Here is a 21,157-nt window from a genome sequence, read left to right on the forward strand (position 1 = left end):
ACTACAGCTGGCTGACTCGCACCGACATCGCCGGGTCCGACGCCACGGTCAGCGGTGACGGCCGCGCTCCCCCGGCGATCACATGGGCACCGAGGGTCGCGATCATGACCCCGTTGTCGGTACACAGCCGCGGCTTGGGCACCCGCAGGTCGATCCCGGCCGCCGCGCAGCGCTCCTGGGCGAGCGACCGGATGCGGGAATTGGCGGTCGCGCCGCCCCCGAGGACCAGGGTGTCCACGCCGAGGTCACGGCACGCACGGACCGCCTTCATCGTCAGCACGTCGGCGACCGCCTCCTGGAACGAGGCCGCCACGTCCGCGACGGGCACCTCCGCGCCGTCGCGCTCACATTTCTCCACATACCGTGCGACAGCGGTCTTCACTCCGCTGAACGAGAAGTCGTGCCGCGAGTCGCGGGGACCGGTCATCCCGCGCGGAAAGGCGATCGCGCCCGGGTCGCCCGCGCGGGCGGCGCTGTCGAGTGCCGGACCGCCCGGGAAGCCGAGGTCCAGCAGACGGGCGACCTTGTCGAAGGCCTCCCCCGCCGCGTCATCGACCGTGGTGCCGAGTTCGACGATGGGCTCGGCGAGATCGGTGACGTGCAGGAGGTGGGTGTGCCCGCCGGACACGAGCAGCGCGACGCACTCCGGCATGGGTCCGTGCTCGAGGGTGTCCACCGCGACGTGGCCGCCGAGATGGTTCATCGCATACAGCGGCACATCCCAGGCGAGTGCGTAGGCCTTCGCCGCGGCGACCCCGACGAGCAACGCACCGGCCAGGCCCGGGCCGATGGTGACGGCGATGGCGTCGGGACGGTCGATCCCGGCCGCCTCCCGCGCCCGGCGCATCGTGGGGACGATCGCCTCCAGATGCGCACGCGATGCGATCTCGGGGACCACGCCGCCGAATCGCGCATGTTCGTCCACGCTCGACGCCACCTCGTCGGCGAGCATCGTCGCGTATCCGGGGGCGTCACCGTCGCCCGGCGTCCACCGGACGATGCCGACACCCGTTTCGTCGCACGAACTCTCGATACCCATGACGATCACGCGGGGCCCTCCTCCGGTTCGAGCGGCCGGCCCGAGACCGGTAGCCGCAACATCGTGTAGGCATCCGCGCCGGACGGCTGATAGTAGTTGCGGCGAAGACCCGCGGTGCTGAACCCGTGCCGCGAGTACAGCGCGATCGCCACGTCGTTGTCGGTGCGCACCTCGAGGAACACCGGGGCGTCGTTCTCGTCGGCGACGACGAGCATGGCCTCGAGCAGGGCCTTGCCCACTCCCCGGCCCCGATGGTCCGGATCGACGGCGATGGTGTGGATCTCGCACTCCCAGGCGTCCGGCTGTCCGAGCAGGGAGACGCCCGCATACCCGATGACGTCGGCCCCGGCGCGTTCCCGCGCCGCGAAATAGGTGTTGTAGGGCGCGTTGAGTTCGGCCCGGAAAGCCGCTGCCGGCCAGGGGGAATCGTCGGCGAACATCTGCCGTTCCAGCGCGGCACAGCGCGGGATGTCGCCGTAGGTGAGGGCGTCGATCATCAATTCGGGTGTGGTCATCGCGCCGCACCCGCCCGGCGGTCCTTCTGCTCGACGGCGTCGGGGCGTCGGAGATACAGCGGGACAAGCGGTGCGGGCTCCCGTCCGGCGATGATGTCGGCGGCCGCGGCCGCGATGAGCCCGCGGACGGTCGGTACCGCGATCGCGGGTGCGCCGCCGGTCCAGCCGGTGAGCTCCAGATGGGCGGCAGAACCGGCAGCAGCCCCGATCCGTCCTGCGGACCGGTCGGCGGCGAGTTCATCGGCGACCACCCCGGGCGCGGCCACCTCGGGCCCGCGCAGCCGGCGGCCGCCCCCGTACAGCGCCCAATACACCTCACGCCGGCGCGCGTCGGTCACCACGAGAATCCGAGACGAGGCATCGGCGGCGCCCGGATCGGCTTCGGCGGCAAGTGCATCCAAGGAGCACACACCGTACGCCGGGATCCCGAGCGCATCGGCGAAGGCGGCGCCGGTCGCCATCCCGACCCGGAGCCCGGTGAACGGCCCGGGCCCGCAGCCGACGACGACCGCGGTCAGATCGGTTCGGGCGGCGCCGGATTCGGCGAGACTCTCGGCGATGAGGCTGGTGAGCAGTTCCGCGTGCCGCCGATGGTCGGCGACCACACGCTCGGCCAGGACCCGCACCTCGCCGTCGTGCAGGGCGGCCACTCCGGCCACCACCGAGTCGGTGGCGGTGTCGACCGCCAGCACCAGACCCTCGCTCATTCGGCGCTCACCCATTCCCACTCCACATGTCGCACATCGCTGTCGGCGTCCCGGCGCAGCCGCACGACGAGATGCCGATCGGCCAGCCGCTCGGCCACGCCCTCACCCCACTCCACGACGACGACCGCCTCGTCGAGGTCGGAGTCCAGATCGAGGGCATCGAGCTCGTCGAGGACGCCGGAACCGTTCCCGGTGCCGCCGAGCCGGTACGCATCGACGTGGACCATCCCCGGTCGGTCCGGGCGGCCCGGTCGGTGCTCGCGCGCGATGATGAAGGTCGGCGACGTCACCCGGCCCACGACGCCGAGCCCGGCTCCGATCCCGCGGGCCAGCGCCGTCTTCCCCGCACCCAGCGGTCCGTCGAGGATGACCACGTCCCCCGCGGTCAGGGTCGACGCCAGCTCGGCACCGAAGGCCTCGGTGTCGGCGACGTCGGGAAGTTCACGCGCACCGCCGGGACCCGGTCGGCTCATCCCCGGCCTCGCTTCCACCAGCGCCGGCGGGGAGCAGGCAGCGCGACCCGCGCGCGGTCGACCAGTTCGACGATCGCGTCGCTCACCAGACGCGGCTCCTCCATCTGGACCATGTGACCGGCGCCCTTGGCGACCACCAGTCGCGAGTCGGCGCCGAGTTGGGAGTACATCCGCACCGAGTTGCGCAGCGGCGTCAGTCGGTCCCGATCGCCGCACACAACCGTGGTCGGGACCTGCGCGATCACCGGCAGGGCGGTGGATTCGTCGTGGATCTCCAACGCGTGCAAGAAGTTCACGATGGTCTCGATCGGCGTGCTCTGGATCATCTTGTCCACCGCCGCACCGAGCGCCGGACTGTAGAACGTCGGTCCGAAACTCGCTGCGACCAGCACCGGTTCGAGAGCCGAGCGGGTCAGTCCGCGGCCGGCCTGTACGAGGCGCGGGGCGCGGCGGACACTCATCCGGAAGGCGTCCACCACCGGATTGCGCAGTCCCTCACCGAGTCCGGCGTCGGTGATACCGCGCGATGCCGTCGCCACGAGACCCACACCGGCCACCGGACCGTGGGTCGAGAACAGTGCCGGGTGGCGGCGAGCGAGGCCCATCAGGGTCATGCCCCCCATCGAATGACCTACGAGGACAACGGGTCCGACCGGGACGGTGGCCCGGACCACGGCTGCCGCGTCGTCGGCGAGCTGGGCGATCGTGCACGTCTCGGTCGGAGCCGGGTCGCTCTCCCCGTGACCCCGATGGTCGAAGAACACCAGACGGTAGTTGCGGTCGGACCACTCCGCGGCGAGTTGCTCGCACTGGAAGTGCCAGCTCGACAACCGAAGACTGAAGCCGTGCACGAACACGATCGTCAGGTCGGGCGCCGAGTCGGCCGTCACCGTCCCGAGGTCGACGATCCGCACCGCCAGCTCGAGGCCGTCATCGGTGGTGACCGTGGTCGCCCGCTCGCCGTAGAGCGCGGTGAGGTCGACGTCGGCGTGTGGGTCCGCCCGGCCGACCACACTCTTGCGAGCGATGTTTCGTGCCGCCCCGACGGCCGCCATACCGCCCAGGGCGGCGATCCCCGCCACCCCGGCCAGCAATCCGACGCGTTCGGAATCGTCCACCAGTGGTGCCCCGCTCACTGTCCGGTCCCCGCGTTCTCGGGTGTCACCGTGTCCTCGGAATCTACCCCGGCGACCCTCTCGCCGACGTACCTACGGACCACCCGCGTCCCGACCTGCGAGACGATCTCGTAGTCGATGGTGCCGATCGCGTCCGCCCAGTCCTTCGCGGTCGGGCCGCCGGCGGCTCCGGTGCCGAACAGTTCGGCCTCGTCCCCTTCGCGGACACCGGCCCCGTCCGGTCCGAGGTCGACGACCAGCTGATCCATGCAGATCCGGCCCACGCCGTCGAACATCCGATCACCGATCCGGACCCGGATGCGGCCCGACAACAGTCGCGGTACGCCGTCGGCGTATCCCGCGGCGACCACGGCGACCACCGTGTCACGCGGCGCGATCCATGTCTCGCTGTAGGACACGCCCTGCCCCGCGGCAACCTTCTTCACGAGCGCGATGCGCGCGGTCAGCGTCATGGCCGGGATCAGCCCGAAGTCGCCCTGTGCGGGCACCGGGGTGCGGCCGTACACGGCGATCCCGGGACGGACGAGGTCACGGGCCAGATCCGGGCGGGTCAGCGCCGCCGGCGAATTGGCGATGTGCACCACCTGCGGCGTCGCCCCCAGCCGGACCAGGTCGGCCACCGCGAGGTCGAGCCGTTGCGCCTGGGCGTCGTTCAACGGGTGCTCGGGCTCGTCTCCGCGCGCGAGATGGCACATCGCCGCGCGCAGGATCACCGATCCGTCCGCGTGTGCCTTCGCGACCCGCTCGGCGAAGTCGGCCCACTCGTCCACCGCGACGCCGCTGCGATTGAGGCCGGTGTCGACCTTGGCGGTCACCAGGGCGGGCCGACCGGCGCGCCGCGCGGCGGCGACCACCGCGTCGAGCTGCGCGATCGACGAGAGCGCGATGTCGATGCGGTCGGTGATCGCACCGGCGAAGTCGGCACCCGGCGTGTGCAGCCATGCCGTGATCGGGGCGTCGATGCCGGCTGCCCGCAGCGCGGCGGCCTCGGTGAGGTGCGCGACACCGAGTTCGGTGGCACCCGCGGCGAGCACGGCACGCGCCACCGGCAGCGCGCCGTGGCCGTAGGCGTCGGCCTTCACGACCGCCATCACGTCGGAACCCGAGACGGCACGCAGCACACCGACGTTGTGGGCGATCGCGCCGAGATCGACGGTCGCGGTCAGAGCAGGGGAAGTCATCGTCGTTCATTGTCCCAGATCGCCGGGTCGGGCCGACCCCGGCTGCCCGCAGCGAGAGGAGGGCGACGATCTACCGACGGGGTCTGAGTAGTCACACCGATGCACCGGCGTGCTCCGGGCGGTTGAGTGGACCCCACTGCAGTCCCGACCGTCGCCGCACCCACGGAGTCACCATGTACAACAATCCGAATCCGCAGGCCACCGCCGTGTTCGCCCCCGCCCGCCTCGCGCCCCCGCCGTACGGCCAGGACCTCGCCGCCTTCTCCCCCGTCGATCCGATCATCCCGCCCGCCGGCCCCGCCCGTCCGGGCCTGAGCGCATCGCTGACCTCCTGGGCCGCCAATGCGATCGCCTGGGTGGCGTTCATCACGGCCGGGGTGCTCTTCCTGCTCGCCCTCGGCCACGCGATGGCCGGCGAACCCGCCGACGCCTACGGGGTCGCGGCCCTGGTCGCCTTCGGCGTCGGGGTCGTCGCGGCGGTCGCCGCCTGCGCGGCGCTGGCCATCTCGGTCACCCAGCGCATCCGGCACGGCGCGCTGCGGCGCGCGGGCATCATCGCCGATGCGATCGTGCTGTCGTCGGTCACCGCGTTCACCGCGCTGACGGCGCTGTACCCACTCGTGTTCGTGCTCGGCGCGTGGTGAACTCGCGGATCGCCGGACGCAGCGCCGACAGCAGGGCCGACGCCCCGATCGGCGCGCCGCCACTCGCGAGCTCCGCCGCCCGGGCGTGGACGCGCGCGGCCGCCGCACCGGCGATCCGAGGCGGTGTCCCGGCGGCAAGAAGGGCCCCGGCCACCCCCGACAGGACGTCCCCGGCCCCGGCGGTCGCGGCCCACGACGACCCGGCGTCGTTGCCGAGGACGTGACCCGTCGGGTCGGCGACCAGCGTGACGCGCCCCTTGAGCAGCACCGTGACGCCCCACCTCGCGGCGAGGTCGGCGACAGCGGTGAGACGGTCGGCGCCCAGCTCGGTGCCGGTCAGCCGGGCGAACTCGCCGGCGTGGGGTGTCAGCAGGGTCGGCGACGTCCGTCCGTCGACGAGACCGGGGTCGCGGGCGATCAGGGTCAGTGCGTCGGCGTCGGCGAGGACCGGCAGGTCGGTGGCCAGGACCGTCCGCAGGGTCGCCGCGGCGGCGTCGTCGGTACCCATACCGGGGCCGAGGACCCACGCCTGGACGCGACCGGCGTCGGCGAGATCGGGCGTCGCGACGACCTCCGGCCACCGCGCCACCACTTCGGCGTGCGCGGACCCCACGAAGCGCGTCATCCCCGAGGTCGCGGTCACCGCCGCGCCGGTGGCGAGGACCGCGGCGCCCGGGTACCGATGCGACCCGGCGATGACCCCGACGACCCCTTGCGTGTACTTGTCATCTCCGGGACCCGGTGTGGGCCAGTCGATCTCGTCGTCGACGAGCGCGCTGAGCGTCGGTGTGGCGAGTCGGCTCGTCGCGGGCAGGACATCGTCGAGGCCGATGTCGACCAGGACGACCGCCCCACACTGCGGAGCGGCGAGCAGATGCGCACGACGCCGGACCCCGAAGGTGACCGTGATGTCGGCACGAACCGCCGGATCGTGGACCTCACCGGTGTCGGCGTCGACACCCGACGGCAGATCCACCGCGACGACCGTGGTGTCCGGATCGACACCCGCGAAGACCTCGGCGGCGTTCGTCCGCAACGGACCCCGGCCGCCGAGACCGACCACGCCGTCGACGATCACGTCGAGTTCGTCGGGGAGTCGCTCACCGGTCCGTCCGCCGGCGGCGCGGAACGCCGCCAGACCGGCGGCGTGGGCCTTGTCCGGAGCGAGGAGGACCGCCGCGACCCGCACTCCGCGGCGGCACAGTTCGGCGCCGGCGAACAGCGCGTCGCCGCCGTTGTCCCCGGCACCGACGACGACGCCGACCGCCCGTCCGTAGCAGCCGCCGGTCCGGTTCAGCTCCGCCGCGATCACCTGGGCGACCCCATGCGCCGCCCGGCGCATCAGGACGCCGCCGGTGAGCAGGTCCCCCGAGGCCCGCTCGGCGTCGCGGACCTCGTCAGCCGTCAGATAGCGGATCGGCATGCGGATCGACTATTCGACGGTCACCGATTTGGCCAGGTTCCGCGGTTTGTCGACGTCGTAGCCGCGCGCCTGGGCGACGCTGGCGGCGAACACCTGCAGCGGGACCGTCGAGACCAGGGGCTGCAGCAGTGTCGGCGTCTTCGGGATCGGGATGAACTCGTCGGCGACCGCACGGGCGGCCACGTCGTCGGGCTCGGCGATGACGATCGTGCGCGCGCCACGGGCCTGGATCTCGCGGATGTTGCTGACCATCTTGGAATGCAGCACGGCGCGTCCGTCCGGGGACGGCATGACCGTGATCACCGGCAGCCCGTCCTCGATCAGGGCGATCGGCCCGTGCTTGAGCTCACCCGCCGCGAACCCCTCGGCGTGCATGTACGCGAGTTCTTTGAGCTTGAGGGCACCTTCGAGCGCGACCGGATATCCGACGTGGCGGCCGATGAACAGCACCGTGTTGTGATGCGCCAGCGAGCGCGCGAGTTCGCGCACCGGTTCCATGGTGTCGAGCACCTGGGCGACGGAATCGGCCATCGCCTCGATGGCCGCGAACTCGCGGGCGACCTCGTCGGCGTACTTGGTGCCCCGGGCCTGCGCCAGCGCGAGGCCCACCAGGTAGGCGGCGACGATCTGCGCGAGGAAGCACTTGGTCGACGCGACGCCGATCTCGGGGCCGGCGTGAGTGTAGAGGACCGCGTCGGATTCCCGCGGGATCTGTGCGCCGTTGGTGTTGCAGATGGCCAGGACGCGAGCCTTCTGGTCCTTCGCGTGCCGGACGGCTTCGAGCGTGTCGGCTGTCTCACCGGACTGCGAGATCGCGACGACCAGCGTCGACCGGTCGAGCACCGGGTCGCGGTAGCGGAACTCGCTGGCGAGTTCGATCTCGACCGGGAGCCGGGTCCAGTGCTCGATCGCGTACTTGGCGAGCAGACCCGCGTGGTAGGCGGTTCCACAGGCGACCACGAACACCTTGTCGACGTCGCGTAGGTCGTCGTCGGTCAGGCGCTGTTCGTCGAGCACGATGCGGCCGTTCTGCAGATGCCCCAGGAGGGTGTCGGCGATCGCGCGCGGCTGCTCGGCGATCTCCTTGAGCATGAAGAAGTCGTAGCCGCCCTTTTCCGCGGCGGCGAGATCCCAGTCGATGTGGAACGGCTTGCCCTCGCGGACGTTCTGGTCGAAGTCGCTGACCGTGTACGAGTCGGCGGTGATCACCACGACCTCGTCCTGGCCGAGTTCGACTGCGTCCCGGGTGTGTTCGATGAATGCGGTCACGTCCGACGCGAGGAACATCTCCCCCTTCCCGACGCCCACCACGAGCGGTGTCGACCGTCGCGCCGCGACGATGGTGTCCGCGTGGTCGGCGTGGGTGAACACGAGGGTGAAGGCCCCCTCGAGACGACGGAGCGCCGCGTAGGCGCTGGCCACGAAGTCGCCGGCGGTCGGACCCAGCGCGTAGTACTTCGACACGAGGTGCACGGCGGTCTCGGTGTCGGTCTCGGACGTGAACTCGACCCCGTCCTCCTCGAGTTCGGCGCGCAGTTCCGCGTAGTTCTCGATGATGCCGTTGTGCACGACGGCGAGCTTGCCGTCGTCACTGGCGTGCGGATGCGCGTTGCGATCGGTCGGCTTGCCGTGCGTCGCCCAGCGGGTGTGTCCGATTCCGGTCGTCCCCGACAGGGATTCGCGACCGACGGTGGCGATCTGCTTCTCCAGGTTCTCCAGTCGGAGCGCCTTCTTCTGGATGGCGGTGCTTCCCTCGCCGTCGAGGATCGCGACGCCCGCCGAGTCGTATCCGCGGTATTCCATCCGTCGCAGCGCGTCGACGACGATGTCCAGGGCATCGCGCCGCCCCACGTATCCCACGATTCCACACATAGCTAGTCAGGGTACCTGCGGACGCGGGAGTGGCAGCGCGCCGCGTCGCGTCCCGAGCCGGGGTCACAACGGGCCCCGATCGGGTGATTCCGCACCGCCGTCACTCGATGGTGTCGGGCACCACCGCGTTCGGCGCACCGGACGGGACCGGGCTCGCCGCGCGACGGCGCTTGCGTTCCTTCGCGCCCAGCAACTTGGCGATCTTGTCCTGCATCTCCGGGGGATCGTCGAGGTCCACCGCAGGCACCTTCCCGAGCACCGTGTCGGCGTCGGCGAAGGCCTCGTAGCGGTCGTCGCCGTCGAGGGTGTGCAGCAGGAATCCGGTGGTCATCGCCCGTACCGCGGTGTGGGTCTTCTTGTCGGCGCCGTTGCCGCCGAGCAACGACTTGATGGACCGGTGTTCGATCAGTCCGCGCGAGGTGGCGCCCGGCGGGGTGCGCAGCACCGCGGCCGGCCGGGGGTCGGCCGACGACTCCGACCCGTACGCCTGCGCAAGCGGGAGCGCGTTGCCGTCGATGGTGTCGAGTTCGCCGATGGCCGAGACGATGAGGCCCGGAGCACTCAACCGACGGGCCGCGGGCAGCAGCGCGGAGGTCGTCGGCGCCGGGAACAGCGCGACCACCCCGCGGGCCTGCGGTTGCGGCTGGCCGTGCAGCACGCCCTCCGATGCGGCCAGTACCGCGGCGGCGGCACCGAAGCCGTGACCGGCGAACCCGATCTTGCGCGGGTCGACGGTGATCTCGCCGAAGCCGAGCGGGACCCTCGTCACGATCGACAGTGCCGAGCGGAGCTGGGCGGCCATCGCGTCATCGGACACCAGCAGGCCGCGCTGACCCGCGGGGACGGCGACGACGATGCCCCACGACGCGAGGTGGTGACACAGGTCGCGGTACCGCTCGACCGAGGTCATCCATCCGTGGCCGAACGCGACGGCCGGGAGTCGTTCGCCCTCGGCGGGAGTGAAGACGACGCCCGGGGTTCCGACGATCCCGAGGTCGCCGCGCAACACACGATGGGGGCCGCGTCGGGCGAGCGCGGACATCAGCTTCGCGGGCGACTGCGGCTTCTGCTTCTTGCCTGGCACAGCAGACAGCCTATGTGTTCGGCGGCGGCAGATGGGGACTGGCGTCGGCCACGTCGGCCGGCAGCAGAATGCCCGGGGTGGCGTCCGCGGCATCGGCGTCGTTCTCGAGATCGTCGCGCAGCCGCTGTGTCTCGGACCGCACCGCGTTGCGACGATGGTCGGCCATCGCGAGTTCGAGGTCACGCTGCTGCGCGGAGAACCGGTGCGATGCCTCGGCGACACCGGCGGTCGCGGTGCGGGCCATCGCCTCGATCTGGTCGGCGAGGTTCACTGGTCGCCTGCCAGGGCGAGGTCACCCGAGGACCGGTCAGACGATGCGTCCGGTATCGGCCCAGGTGAATCAGGTCCGGCGGGTTCGGTGTCAGCGGACCCGGTTTCGGCGGGCCCGGTTTCGGCGGGCCCGGTTTCGGCGGTTGCCTCCTCGACGGTGGCCACGGGTGCGTCGAGTCCCTCGGTGCCGCCGAGCCGAAACGGGATGTCGATTCCGTCATCGGGTTCGGGGACGGCGCGGGCTGCCTCGACCTCGTCGGGTGCCGATGCGGACACGGCGGATGCACTCGCGGCACCGATCTCGTGGGTTCGGTCCTCGGTGGTCGATTCGGCGAGCCACGTCTGGGTGACCGGCGAGGGCGCGGCGACGGTGTGCACGGGCGCCGACGCGACCGGTGGGTCCGGTGTCGCGGGCGGCGGATCGGGCATCGCGGACGGAACGCGGCCCGAGCGCTCGGCGTCGACCGGATACGCCTCGTCGTCGATGCCGTCGACGGACCGGTTCAGGAGGTCGAGAATCCCGGCGACACCCCGGGTCGTGGTCTCCAGCGACGTGGTGAACAGGGCAAGCCTCGACGAGATGTCCTCGACCGCCACCCCCATCGGCACCCGACCGGTGAGCACCGCCTGCGGCAGCTCTGCCGGCGGCACACCGGCAGCGGCCGGCGCCGACAACCGGGCGAGCGTCAGATAGAAGGTGCGTAACAACCGGTCGATACCCGACGCTGCGGCCGAGGTGGCCTCGGTGAGGGTGCGCAGGATGTGCAGATCCGACTCGGCACGACGCTGATGATCGATGACCGTGGCGATCGCGACGGTCGCGGACTCGCTGTTCCAGCCGTCGTCGAGCCGGACCTGCTGCTCGGGGAGATGGTGGAGCAGTTCGGACACGGCGCGATGCGCCGACACCAGGGCCCGACTGTCCGCGGACAGTGCCGCGATGTCGAAGCCGTCGACGACACCCACTCCGTTGCGGATGGTGGACTCGTCGGGCGCACCGATCCCCATCAGGCGCCCCACCGACACGAGCTCGATCAACGCCTCGACGCCTTCCCGGGCATCAGCTCTCAGCACCGACAGCGAGTCCGCGCCGCGCCTCACCGGCCGTCCACCTCCGCCGCGGGTAGCGCTCGCGAGATCTCCACCGCCGCGCGGCCGTCGCCGTCGGCCATGGTCAGCGCACTGTTGCGCAGGGTGTCGGCGAGCGCCGCGGCTGCGGCGGCCTGTACGCGCAACCGGCGCGACAGGGTCGTGGTCATGTCTGCGTAGGTCGCCGCCGATGGTCCGAAGGTGGCGGAGTCGGCGTCCCGCACCGTGGATTGTCGAGCCCAGGCCCCGAAGTCGTGCGCGGCCAGATCGTCGGCGACCGCCGACAGCACCAGCGAGGACCTGCGGTAGTACGACGCGACCGCCGACACCTGGGCGGTGTCCATCGCGATCCGCTGCCTGCCGGTGCCGTTCATGTCCCCACCCCCTCGACGACGTGCCGTGATCGTACCCACCCCGACGCGGACCGCCACGACATGAACCTTGGACGCACGCGGCCGCCCTCCGGTTCCATCGCCCCGAATCTCCGCGGTTGGGATTTCCGACAAGGGCCACGACCGCGCGACCTTCCGTCACCGACGACGATCATCGAGAGTGACATCGACCACACAGGCGTCGAGAGGACATGCAATGAGAACGTCGAGCGCGAGCTTCGGACTCTGGTACGACTTCCGCAACCCCGCGAGTGACGGCGCCACCAGGGGTTTCGGGGATTTCTATCGCGCGACACTCGACCAGATCGCGTGGGCCGAGTCGATCGGGATCGACTCGGTGTGGCTGACCGAGCACCATTTCATGGACGACGGTTACACCCCGTCACCGTTCCTCCTCGCATCCGCGATCGGTGATCGGACGACGACCATGCGCATCGGCACCAACCTCGTGGTGTCGCCGCTGCACAATCCCATCCGGCTCGCCGAGGACGCGGCCACCCTCTCGCTGCTCACCGGAGGACGATTCTCGCTCGGCGTGGGCCAGGGATATTGGGCACCCGAGTTCGCCGCCTTCGATCGGCGTCTCATCAACCGGCCGAGCCTGCTCGAGGAGGGTGTGGAGATCGTGCGCCGATGCTGGTCGGGCTCTGCCGACCCGTTCGACGGCAAACGCCTTCACAAACCGGCCCTACCGGTGACCCCCACCCCCGAGATCACCCCGGACCTTCTCGTCGGGGCGATGGCCGACCCGGCGATCGAGCGTGCTGCGCGGATCGGTGACGGGTTCCTCAGCACCCAGAACGCCCATCACGCCTCGTACCTCGACGCACTCGAACGCCTCGGACGACCCCGCTCGGAGGGACGTATCTTCGCGGGACAGTGGACGATCATCGCCGACGACCCGGAGCGGGAATGGTCGCGGATCGGCGTCCATGCGCTCTACCAGATCAACAAGTACATCGAGATGGGCGCGTTCGGACCCGTTCCGCAGTTCACCGAACCCGACCAGCTCGTCGACGCCGGCTCCTTCACATTGTGGGATCCCGCAACCGCCGTCGACGAACTCACGACGCTCCTGACGCAGACCCCGCAAATCGAGGATGTCCACTTCTGGGCGCAGTTGCCCGGCGAAGACGTCGACAGCGGCAGCGCACGCATCGAATTGCTGGCCACCGCGGTCATCCCCGAGGTCCGGGCCAGACTCGCCGCCGCGGCGGCGGTCGAGGTGCCCGCGTGATCGGGGCCGAGGGACCCACTCCCGCGGCCCACCCACTCGTGATCACCGACTTCCTCTTCCGTGCCCGAGACATGTTCGGCGACAAGGCGATCGTGGATCACATCGACGGTGCGGAGGTCTTCCGATACACCTATCGCGAGTACGCCGATCGGGTGATGCGGCTCGCGGCCGCCCTCATCGCGAGCGGCGTACGCCCGGGCGACCGGGTCGGCACACTCGCCTGGAACCACCGTCGTCACCTCGAGCTCTACCTCGCCGTGCCATTGGCCGGCGCCGTGTTGCACACGATCAACATCCGACTCTCGCCACCGGAGATCGCCTACATCGTCGACCATGCCGACGACACGATGATCTTCGCCGACCGGTCGTTGGAGTACCTGCTCGACGACGTGCGGGCACAGCGCCCCGACATCTCGATCGTGTCGATCGACGAGGACGGCGACGGCAACTGCAACGGTGACGGTGACATCGGACGACCGTCGCTGGACTCGATGGTCGGATCGGCCGAGCCGCTTGCGGCGCCCATCGCCCGCACAGACGACGACCTCGCGGTGCTCTGCTACACCTCGGGCACGACCGGGGCCCCGAAGGGGGTTGGGTATTGCCACAAGTCGCTGTATCTGCACACCATGGCGGCGTGCCTCGCGGACGGCCACGCGATCTCCGAACGCGACCGCGCGCTCCTCGTGGTCCCGATGTTCCACGCCAACGCGTGGGGGGTCCCGTTCGCCGCGTTGATGTCCGGTGCGTCGCAGATCCTGCCCGGGCCTCACCCCACACCCGCGCAGATCGCCGGCATCATCGCCGCCCAGCGGGTGACCTACACCGGCATGGTGCCGACCGTGGCGGTGGACCTGCTCGTCCACGCGCGACAGGCCGGCACCGACCTGAGCAGCCTCCGAGCGCTCGTCCTGGGCGGGTCGACGCCGACGCTCGGCCTCATCCGCGACCTCGAGGATCTCGGCGTGCCCGTCTTCCAGGGGTGGGGCATGACCGAGATCTCGCCGATGGCGACCTTCTCACGCCCGCCAGCCTCGACCGATGACGACCCGGAATCGCGCTGGACGTACATCCGCAAGCAAGGTCGACTCCTGCCCGGCCTGCAATGGAAACTCGTCGACGACGCCGGCCAGGTCATGCCCCACGACGGGATCAGCCGCGGTGAGATCCTGATCCGCGGCCCCTGGGTCGCCACCGGTTACTACCGTGCGGACCATCCGGACAGGTTCGACGACGGTTGGCTGCGCACCGGTGACATCGGGATCATCGACGAACACGGTTGTCTCTCGATCGTCGATCGAACCAAGGACCTCATCAAGAGCGGCGGCGAATGGATCAGCTCCGTCGCCCTGGAAGAAGCACTGCTCGAGCATCCGTCGATCCAGGAGGCCGCGGTGGTCTCCGTTCCGCATCCGCGCTGGCAGGAACGACCGGTTGCCTACATCGTCGGCGAGGACGGCCTCGACGTGGACGAGGTCCGGGCGGAGCTGGCCGCGCGGGTCCCGCGCTGGTGGGTGCCCGACCTGATCGTCGCCGTCGACCGTCTCCCGCGGACGAGCGTCGGGAAACTCGACAAACGGGCGCTCCGTGAGCAGGCCGCCGGGACGCCCGACTTGTGGGAACCCACAACCGCCGCGGATTCTCCCGTTCCGGTGACGCACGGCGATTCCTAACGTCGACAGTGTGAAGTTCAGCCTGTTCTACGTGTTGGAGAGTCCGGATGGCGACTTCCGCCGGGCCTATGCGGAGATGCTGTCGCAGGTCGAGATCGCCGAGCGCCTCGGGTTCGACGGGGTGTGGCTCGCCGAGCACCACGGCAGCGCCTACGGGTCGATGCCCTCGCCACAGGTGGCGGCGGCCGCGATCGCCGCCCGGACCTCCCGGATGCGCATCGGGATCGCGGTCAGCAACCTGACACTCGCGTGGCCGGTTCGGATCGCCGAGGATTTCGCGATGGTCGATGTCATCTCCGACGGTCGGCTCGACTTCGGCGTCGGACGCGGTTACCAACCGCACGAGTTCCGCGCGATGGGCGTCGCCGACAAACAAGGCGTCAGCCGTGAGGTCTTCGACGAGGCGTTCCAGATCGTCACCGGCCTGTGGACCAAGGCCGTCGGAGAGCCGTACACGTTCCACGGCAGGCACTTCCACATCGACGGCGTGGACTGCCGGCCGACGCCGATTCAGCGGCCGACACCACCGATCTATGTGGCATCGATCAGTCCCGAGACCTTCGACCTGGTCGCCGACCACGGACACAACATGCTGGTGACACCGACGCTGATGACCCTGCCCGAGCTCAACGCGTTCGTCGTCGGCGCCAAACGCACGCTGATGGACCGGGGCCGCGATCCGCTGTCGCTCGACTTCCCGATGAACTGGCAGATCCATCTCGCCGAGAACGACGCACAAGCCGTCCGGGAGGCACGGCCGAGCCTCGAGTGGTACTTCGACAACGTCATGTCCGCGGTCCCGCAGGGTGACGCGACACCCGCGGGCTATGAGCGATACGCGGCGTTGGCCGAAGCGGCCGCCGAAGGGGCGATGTCCTTGACCGGCCTGCGCGAGGGCGGGATCTGCTACGTCGGCGACCCGGACGGACTCATCCGCGAGATCGAGATCCTGCGTGAGGAAACGGGTCTCGATCATCTCATCTGCTGGATGCGATTCGGCGGTATGGCCCACGAGGACGTCGTGCGGTCCATGGAGCTGCTCGCCGAACATGTCATGCCACATTTCGCGGACGCCCCGGCGCTGGTTCCCCGCGCCCTGCGCCACGAGGAACCCGCCACCCAGACCGACAGGTTTTTCGACATCGAGTTCGACGAAGAAGGAGAAGTCCATGAGCTATCTCGCGGTTGAGAACGATCGCCGGATCTACTTCGAGCACCACCGCGGAGGAGGACGACCCATCGTGCTGATCCACGGCTGGGGCGCCAACACCCGCTGCTGGGACACCACCGCTCCCGCGCTCGCAACCGCGGGACACGAGGTCGTACTCGTCGATCTGCGCGCATGTGGCCGCTCCGACAACGACTTCGAGGATGTCTCGATCGCGACGCTGGCCGACGACGTCGTGCAGGTGGTCGATCACCTCGAACTGTCCGCTCCGGTCATCAACGGCTGGTCGCTGGGCGGCGCGGTCGCCACCGCCGCGGCGGCCGCACTCGGTTCGCGTGCCGGGGGGCTGGTCCTCACCGGTGGTGCATCGCCGCGGTACACCGCGACCGATGGCTGGCCTTTCGGCGGCACCTCCGATGATGTCGACGGCGTCCTGGCCGGAGCCGCCGCCAATCGTGCCGACACATTCCGTGGCGTCGCCGCCGCAGTGTTCGCGACGGCGCCGAGTTCCGATGTACTCGATTGGATCTGGGGCATGTTCATGGAGATGGGACCGATCGGCGACGAGACACTTCGCGACCTCGCCCGAACCGATCTGCGCAAGGAACTCGGCGAGCTCGACATCCCCATCCTGTTGCTCCACGGTCGCGACGACGCGTTCGTTCCCTTCGCCGGTGCCGAGGCCGCCGCCGGCCTGAATCCCCATGCGCGCCTGGTGGCATTCGACGGGTGCGGACATGCGCCGTTCCTCGAGGACCGCGACCGGTACCTCGCCGAACTGACCGGCTTCCTGACGTCATGAACACCCGTCCACGGGTCTGGATCGTCACCGGCGGATCGCGCGGCATCGGCCGGGCGGTCGCCGAGAACCTCATCGGGCGAGGCGATTCCGTCGTATCGCTCGCCCGCGGCGTGTCGACCACTCCGTTCACCAGACCTGCTCAGGTCCTCGAACTGAAGACCGACATCACCGACTCGTCGTCGGTGGCCCGCGCGCTGGCCACCGTCGAGGAGCAGCACGGCAGCGCACACGGGCTGATCAATGTCGCAGGCGTGCACCGCGGTGGACGCGTCGACGACCTGAGTCGCGCGGACTGGGATCTCGTGCTCACCACCAACCTCACGGGCGCCTTCGAGATGTGCAAGGCCACGGTCCCGATCCTCGAACCCGGCTCGTCGATCGTCAATGTCGGTGCCGTGGTGGGGTTTCGCGGATTTCCCGGCGACGTGGCATACGGTTCGGCGAAGGCCGGCCTCAGCGGGATGACACAGGTCCTCGCCGCCGAACTCGCCCCGCGCGACATCCGGGTCAACCTGGTCATCCCCGGTTTTGTGGATACCGACATGACCTCCGGACTCAGCGACCGGGCCAGGGCACGCATCGTCTCGTCCATCCCGGCCGGGCGGACGGGACGGCCGGAGGAGATCGCGCAGGTTGTCGTCGATGTCGCGCTGTCCACCTACATGTACGGCGCCATCGTCCCCGTCGACGGCGGGCTCATGAACACCTTCAACGGCGGTGGACGATGACGCGGCCTCACGACACCTCACCCCGGTTGTGGCAACCCACAACCGGCGCAGAACGCAAGGGTGACTCACACCACATCGACCCATAACGTCGTTGTTGCACACAGTTTTTCGCCTGCCCCGCAGGGTGGGGAGTCACAAGGAGGCCGATCGGTGTCAACCAGTACAGCAAACGTCAGCACGGAGCAGCAGAACAGGGCTCTGGTCGCGGAATTCATGGAGGTGTTCTCCCGCGGCGACGTGGACGCCATCCTGTCCTACCTGGCTCCGACGGCCACCTGGTGGGTGGGCGGCGGGATCGAGGGCATCTCCGGAACCAAGAACAAAGAGGAGTTCGGCGCGATGCTGGCCGGGCTCTCCGCCACCACGAAATCCGGTGCCATTGCACTGAAGCCGCTGGCGTGGACCGCCGAGGGCGAACGCGTGGCCGTCGAGACCGAATCGTACTCCGAGATGAACAACGGCAAGATCTACAACAACCTCTACCACTTCGTCTTCGTCGTCCGCGACGGAAAGATCGACGAGGTCAAGGAGTTCCTCGACACCGAACACACCCGCGCGGTCTTCCTCGGCTGAGGACCCCGGCCCATTCCCTCTGAACACCCAGTACCCCAAACCTTCTGAACAAGGAGTCAATGCCATGGATGTCGGCGTACTGCTCGTCTTCCAGAACTACCACGACAACATCAGCGACGAAGAGGTCTTCCTCCGTGACCTCGAACTCGGCGTCCTGGCCGAGAAGTCCGGTTTCGACTCGGTCTGGTCGGCCGAACACCACTTCGACGACTACTCGATGTGTCCGGACAACTTCGCGATCCTGTCCTATCTCGCCGGCCGGACCTCGAAGGTCAAGCTGGGTATCGGCGCAACGATCCTGCCGTGGAATGATCCGCTGCGCGTCGTGGAGAAGGCCATCATGCTCGACCAGATGTCTGGCGGCCGTGTACTTCTCGGCATGGGGCGCGGTCTCGCGAAAATGGAGTACGAAGCCTTCGGGATCCCGATGGACGAGGCCCGGGCCCGATTCAACGAAGCCGCCGAGATGGTCTTGCGCGGCCTGCGCACCGGTGTCGTCTCCGGTGACGGCCCGATGTACCCACAACCCGAGATCGCGTTGCGGCCGGCCCCGAATCCCAACGCTTCCTGGGACGGACGGCTCTTCGCGGCGGCGATGTCACCCGACTCGGTCCCGGTGGTCGCCGACCTCGGGGTCCAGATGATGACCTTCATGCAGTTCCCGTTCGAGAAGCACGCCGAGGCCATCAACGGGTGGAAGCAGATGTTCCGCGACGCGCAGGGCACCGAGCCCGGCCCGCCGGTCATCCAGGACTTCGTGATCTGTCACGAGGACGAGGAGGAGGCCCGTCGCCTCGCCTACGAGCACATCAACCGCTACTTCCTGTCGGTCATCAAGCACTACGACTTCGCCGGTAAGCACTGGCGGGAGACCAAGGGCTACGAGACCTACCAGGCCGGGGCGGACATGATCCGCGAGGCGGGTATGGAGGCCGCGGCCGATGCCTATGTCGAGGCGAACATCTACGGCACCCCCGAGCAGTGCGTCGAGAAGTACGCATACCGTCACCAGCTCATCGGCGACTTCCTGCCCAACGCGGCCTTCGCCTTCGGCGGGTTGCCCTTCGACACCGCCGAGCACAGTCTGAAGCTGTTCGGCGAGAAGGTCGTCCCCGAGGTCCACAAGATGAAGGCAAAGACGCCCGCGACCGTCTGAGCCCTTCCGAACATCGCTGCGGCGCCGGCGCGCCGACCGATCCCCGGCGCCGCAGCGACCCCAATCCCCACAGCATCGAAGGAGAATCGATGAGCGAGAACGTCATCGACCAGGTGGCCCTCGAGTTTCGTGAGGTGATGGCCCGGGTCTGCACGCCCGTCGCGGTCGTCACCGCCTTCGACGGTCCACGAGCGCACGGCACCACGGTCAGCGCATTCACGTCGTTGTCGATGGGACCACCGATGATCCTGGTGTCCCTCGATCGCGGCTCCGACCTGCTCGCGATCGTCCGCCGCACCGGACGATTCGGCGTCAACGTGCTTGCCCACGACCAGGCCGAGGTCGCGCTGCGGTTCGCGCGTAAGGGCGACGACAAATTCGACGGGGTCTGCTGGTCGGATTCGGCCGGGCTCCCCCGCATCGACGGCGCCTCCGGCTGGCTCGCGTGTACGACCGAAGCCCTGGTCGACGGCGGTGATCATGTTGTCGCACTGGGCAACATCGTCGCGACCGGCACCACCCCCGCACCACCCCTCACCTACCACGACCGGGTGTTCGGCACCCACCGAGCATTCGAGGTCGCCTCGTGAACACGACCGCCGACACCCCGACACCCATCGCGACCGAGGCATCGACCCAGGCCGTCGCCCGCGCCGTCGCGGCTGTTGCCGCCGGCGGTCTGGTCGTCGTCGTCGACGACGACGACCGGGAGAACGAAGGCGACCTGATCGGGTCGGCCGCCTCGATCACCGACGAGCAGATGGCGTTCCTGATCCGGCACACCACCGGCATCATCTGCGCCCCCATGTCGGCCGACCGCGCCCGACGGCTCGACTTGCCGCAGATGGTCGAGGACAACCGGGACGCGCACGGCACCGCCTTCACCGTCAGCGTCGACCACAGCGACGCCGGCACCGGGGTCTCGGCGCACGACCGCGCCCTCACCATCCGCGCACTCGCGTCCGACGACACCCCGGCCGGCGATCTGCGGCGCCCCGGGCACGTCTTCCCGCTGCAGGCACGCGATGGGGGCGTCCTCACCCGCGCCGGACACACCGAGGCCGCCGTCGACCTGGTCACCATGGCCGGCGTCGGTGAGGTGGGGGTCATCGGCGAGATCATCGCCGATGACGGGACGATGCGGCGCGGCGAGGACCTCCGCGAGTTCGCCCGACATCACGGACTGCCGATGCTGCGCATCGCCGACCTCGTGGCCCACCGGAGGGCGTCGGGCTCCTTCGTCCGTCAGATCGCCGGCGCGGCGATGCCCACCGTCTTCGGCGAGTTCCGGGCGGTCGCGTACCGGTCCGACATCGATGGCATCGAACACCTCGCACTCATCATGGGCAATGTCGCCGAAGCCGGTGCCGGCGACGACGGCGCGCTGGTCCGCATCCACAGCGAGTGCCTCACCGGCGACATCGTCGGTTCCCTGCGCTGCGACTGCGGTGCGCAGTTCGAGCAGGCCCTTGCGGCGATCGCCGAGGAGGGCTGCGGTGCCATCGTCTACCTGCGCGGTCACGAGGGTCGTGGGATCGGGCTGGGTCACAAGATCCGTGCCTACGCCCTGCAGGAACAGGGATACGACACGGTCGATGCCAACACCGCGCTCGGCCTGCCGGTGGACTCCCGCACCTACGGAACGGGGGCGGCGATCCTGTCCGACCTCGGCATCCGACGTCTGCGACTCATCACCAACAACCCGGCGAAGTACGGCGGACTCGGCGGTCACGGCCTCGAGATCGTGGGACGCGTCGGATTGCCGACCGTGCCGACACCGCAGAACGTGCGCTACCTGCGCACCAAGCGGGAGCGGATGGGTCATGTACTGGACGACGGCGCCGTGGCCGGCACCTCTGGGGCATGATCGGGATCACATCCGGTTGGTACTGTGAAGGCCACCATGAGCTCGTGGTGGTGAGGAGGCCGTGCGGATGACATCCACCGCGCAGTCGACCGGCGCCGACCCCACCTCGGACACCGCCCCCTCCTCGG

At 69.6% G+C, this 21,157-nt stretch carries 22 protein-coding genes; 10 read left to right on the top strand and 12 right to left on the bottom strand.

Annotated features, from left to right (window positions below):
- Position 1 precedes the first annotated feature (1 nt).
- The 6 genes from tsaD to alr are packed head-to-tail and all read right to left on the bottom strand — an operon-like array spanning position 2 to position 5,051.
- Positions 2-1,048 (bottom strand): tRNA (adenosine(37)-N6)-threonylcarbamoyltransferase complex transferase subunit TsaD, encoded by a 1,047-nt coding sequence (gene tsaD, locus MHN80_RS07070; RefSeq protein WP_064571633.1) that lies wholly within the window; start codon positions 1,046-1,048, stop codon positions 2-4.
- A complete protein-coding gene (gene rimI, locus MHN80_RS07075) occupies positions 1,045-1,554 on the bottom strand; it encodes a ribosomal protein S18-alanine N-acetyltransferase (protein ID WP_064571634.1) in 510 nt (169 codons plus the stop codon). Before rimI ends, tsaD begins: the two co-directional genes overlap by 4 nt.
- Positions 1,551-2,261, bottom strand: coding sequence for a tRNA (adenosine(37)-N6)-threonylcarbamoyltransferase complex dimerization subunit type 1 TsaB (gene tsaB / locus MHN80_RS07080; protein ID WP_064571652.1), 711 nt, complete (start codon positions 2,259-2,261; stop codon positions 1,551-1,553). Before tsaB ends, rimI begins: the two co-directional genes overlap by 4 nt.
- Positions 2,258-2,734 (bottom strand): tRNA (adenosine(37)-N6)-threonylcarbamoyltransferase complex ATPase subunit type 1 TsaE, encoded by a 477-nt coding sequence (tsaE, locus tag MHN80_RS07085; protein WP_004019181.1) that lies wholly within the window; start codon positions 2,732-2,734, stop codon positions 2,258-2,260. The genes tsaB and tsaE overlap by 4 nt, the downstream gene beginning before the upstream one ends.
- A complete protein-coding gene (locus tag MHN80_RS07090; RefSeq protein ID WP_239400529.1) occupies positions 2,731-3,870 on the bottom strand; it encodes an alpha/beta fold hydrolase in 1,140 nt (379 codons plus the stop codon). The genes tsaE and MHN80_RS07090 overlap by 4 nt, the downstream gene beginning before the upstream one ends.
- Positions 3,867-5,051 carry an alanine racemase gene (gene alr, locus MHN80_RS07095; protein WP_239400530.1) on the bottom strand — a complete coding sequence of 395 codons (1,185 nt, stop codon included), beginning with the start codon at positions 5,049-5,051 and terminating at the stop codon, positions 3,867-3,869. The genes MHN80_RS07090 and alr overlap by 4 nt, the downstream gene beginning before the upstream one ends.
- 173 nt (positions 5,052-5,224) lie before the next feature.
- On the opposite strand from alr, the gene MHN80_RS07100 reads away from it, so the two are divergent.
- A complete protein-coding gene (locus MHN80_RS07100) occupies positions 5,225-5,695 on the top strand; it encodes a hypothetical protein (RefSeq protein ID WP_239400532.1) in 471 nt (156 codons plus the stop codon).
- Here the strand turns inward: MHN80_RS07100 and MHN80_RS07105 are convergent.
- The 6 genes from MHN80_RS07105 to MHN80_RS07130 all read right to left on the bottom strand — a co-directional run bounded on the left by MHN80_RS07105 (position 5,643) and on the right by MHN80_RS07130 (position 11,807).
- Positions 5,643-7,118, bottom strand: a complete 1,476-nt coding sequence (locus tag MHN80_RS07105) for an NAD(P)H-hydrate dehydratase (RefSeq protein ID WP_239400533.1) — start codon at positions 7,116-7,118, stop codon at positions 5,643-5,645. The two genes, MHN80_RS07100 and MHN80_RS07105, sit on opposite strands and share 53 nt — an antisense overlap.
- 9 nt (positions 7,119-7,127) lie before the next feature.
- Entirely contained in the window at positions 7,128-8,990 is a 1,863-nt protein-coding gene (gene glmS, locus MHN80_RS07110) for a glutamine--fructose-6-phosphate transaminase (isomerizing) (RefSeq protein ID WP_004019175.1), read from the bottom strand.
- 100 nt (positions 8,991-9,090) lie between these two features.
- Positions 9,091-10,074 (bottom strand): alpha/beta hydrolase, encoded by a 984-nt coding sequence (locus tag MHN80_RS07115; RefSeq protein ID WP_064571970.1) that lies wholly within the window; start codon positions 10,072-10,074, stop codon positions 9,091-9,093.
- 10 nt (positions 10,075-10,084) lie between these two features.
- On the bottom strand, positions 10,085-10,345 hold the full coding sequence (locus tag MHN80_RS07120; RefSeq protein ID WP_064571971.1) for a hypothetical protein: 261 nt from the start codon (positions 10,343-10,345) through the stop codon (positions 10,085-10,087).
- The gene (locus MHN80_RS07125) at positions 10,342-11,445 is read right to left on the bottom strand and encodes a hypothetical protein (protein WP_239400535.1); all 1,104 of its coding nucleotides are present in this window, start codon (positions 11,443-11,445) and stop codon (positions 10,342-10,344) included. Before MHN80_RS07125 ends, MHN80_RS07120 begins: the two co-directional genes overlap by 4 nt.
- Positions 11,442-11,807 (bottom strand): hypothetical protein, encoded by a 366-nt coding sequence (locus MHN80_RS07130; protein WP_239400537.1) that lies wholly within the window; start codon positions 11,805-11,807, stop codon positions 11,442-11,444. Before MHN80_RS07130 ends, MHN80_RS07125 begins: the two co-directional genes overlap by 4 nt.
- A 214-nt stretch (positions 11,808-12,021) precedes the next feature.
- Here MHN80_RS07130 and MHN80_RS07135 point away from each other — a divergent pair, with 214 nt between their 5' ends.
- The 9 genes from MHN80_RS07135 to MHN80_RS07175 all read left to right on the top strand — a co-directional run bounded on the left by MHN80_RS07135 (position 12,022) and on the right by MHN80_RS07175 (position 21,029).
- Complete coding sequence (locus MHN80_RS07135) at positions 12,022-13,062, top strand: LLM class flavin-dependent oxidoreductase (RefSeq protein WP_239400539.1); 1,041 nt, start codon at positions 12,022-12,024, stop codon at positions 13,060-13,062.
- Positions 13,059-14,735, top strand: coding sequence for a long-chain-fatty-acid--CoA ligase (locus tag MHN80_RS07140; protein WP_239400541.1), 1,677 nt, complete (start codon positions 13,059-13,061; stop codon positions 14,733-14,735). The genes MHN80_RS07135 and MHN80_RS07140 overlap by 4 nt, the downstream gene beginning before the upstream one ends.
- A gap of 10 nt (positions 14,736-14,745) precedes the next feature.
- Positions 14,746-15,924, top strand: a complete 1,179-nt coding sequence (locus tag MHN80_RS07145; protein WP_239400543.1) for an LLM class flavin-dependent oxidoreductase — start codon at positions 14,746-14,748, stop codon at positions 15,922-15,924.
- Positions 15,905-16,705, top strand: coding sequence for an alpha/beta fold hydrolase (locus MHN80_RS07150; protein WP_239400545.1), 801 nt, complete (start codon positions 15,905-15,907; stop codon positions 16,703-16,705). The genes MHN80_RS07145 and MHN80_RS07150 overlap by 20 nt, the downstream gene beginning before the upstream one ends.
- A complete protein-coding gene (locus tag MHN80_RS07155) occupies positions 16,702-17,433 on the top strand; it encodes an SDR family NAD(P)-dependent oxidoreductase (protein ID WP_004019323.1) in 732 nt (243 codons plus the stop codon). The genes MHN80_RS07150 and MHN80_RS07155 overlap by 4 nt, the downstream gene beginning before the upstream one ends.
- A gap of 150 nt (positions 17,434-17,583) precedes the next feature.
- On the top strand, positions 17,584-18,006 hold the full coding sequence (locus tag MHN80_RS07160) for a nuclear transport factor 2 family protein (RefSeq protein ID WP_239400547.1): 423 nt from the start codon (positions 17,584-17,586) through the stop codon (positions 18,004-18,006).
- A 64-nt stretch (positions 18,007-18,070) separates the two neighbouring features.
- Positions 18,071-19,162 carry an LLM class flavin-dependent oxidoreductase gene (locus tag MHN80_RS07165; protein WP_004019325.1) on the top strand — a complete coding sequence of 364 codons (1,092 nt, stop codon included), beginning with the start codon at positions 18,071-18,073 and terminating at the stop codon, positions 19,160-19,162.
- An 89-nt stretch (positions 19,163-19,251) separates the two neighbouring features.
- Entirely contained in the window at positions 19,252-19,752 is a 501-nt protein-coding gene (locus tag MHN80_RS07170) for a flavin reductase family protein (RefSeq protein ID WP_004019326.1), read from the top strand.
- Entirely contained in the window at positions 19,749-21,029 is a 1,281-nt protein-coding gene (locus MHN80_RS07175; protein ID WP_308219763.1) for a bifunctional 3,4-dihydroxy-2-butanone-4-phosphate synthase/GTP cyclohydrolase II, read from the top strand. The genes MHN80_RS07170 and MHN80_RS07175 overlap by 4 nt, the downstream gene beginning before the upstream one ends.
- Positions 21,030-21,157: the final 128 nt, after the last annotated feature.

It is taken from the genome of Gordonia sp. McavH-238-E (assembly GCF_022348225.1).
In the GTDB taxonomy this organism is placed as follows: Bacteria; Actinomycetota; Actinomycetes; order Mycobacteriales; family Mycobacteriaceae; genus Gordonia; species Gordonia terrae.

Excerpts from the sequence above, each read along its gene's own strand:
- rimI (WP_064571634.1), bottom strand. The coding sequence starts at position 1,554 with ATGACCACACCCGAATTGATGATCGACGCCCTCACCTACGGCGACATC.
- tsaB (WP_064571652.1), bottom strand. The coding sequence starts at position 2,261 with ATGAGCGAGGGTCTGGTGCTGGCGGTCGACACCGCCACCGACTCGGTG.
- tsaE (WP_004019181.1), bottom strand. The coding sequence starts at position 2,734 with ATGAGCCGACCGGGTCCCGGCGGTGCGCGTGAACTTCCCGACGTCGCC.
- alr (WP_239400530.1), bottom strand. The coding sequence starts at position 5,051 with ATGACTTCCCCTGCTCTGACCGCGACCGTCGATCTCGGCGCGATCGCC.
- MHN80_RS07100 (WP_239400532.1), top strand. The coding sequence starts at position 5,225 with ATGTACAACAATCCGAATCCGCAGGCCACCGCCGTGTTCGCCCCCGCC.
- MHN80_RS07105 (WP_239400533.1), bottom strand. The coding sequence starts at position 7,118 with ATGCCGATCCGCTATCTGACGGCTGACGAGGTCCGCGACGCCGAGCGG.
- glmS (WP_004019175.1), bottom strand. The coding sequence starts at position 8,990 with ATGTGTGGAATCGTGGGATACGTGGGGCGGCGCGATGCCCTGGACATC.
- MHN80_RS07130 (WP_239400537.1), bottom strand. The coding sequence starts at position 11,807 with ATGAACGGCACCGGCAGGCAGCGGATCGCGATGGACACCGCCCAGGTG.
- MHN80_RS07135 (WP_239400539.1), top strand. The coding sequence starts at position 12,022 with ATGAGAACGTCGAGCGCGAGCTTCGGACTCTGGTACGACTTCCGCAAC.
- MHN80_RS07150 (WP_239400545.1), top strand. The coding sequence starts at position 15,905 with ATGAGCTATCTCGCGGTTGAGAACGATCGCCGGATCTACTTCGAGCAC.
- MHN80_RS07155 (WP_004019323.1), top strand. The coding sequence starts at position 16,702 with ATGAACACCCGTCCACGGGTCTGGATCGTCACCGGCGGATCGCGCGGC.
- MHN80_RS07165 (WP_004019325.1), top strand. The coding sequence starts at position 18,071 with ATGGATGTCGGCGTACTGCTCGTCTTCCAGAACTACCACGACAACATC.
- MHN80_RS07170 (WP_004019326.1), top strand. The coding sequence starts at position 19,252 with ATGAGCGAGAACGTCATCGACCAGGTGGCCCTCGAGTTTCGTGAGGTG.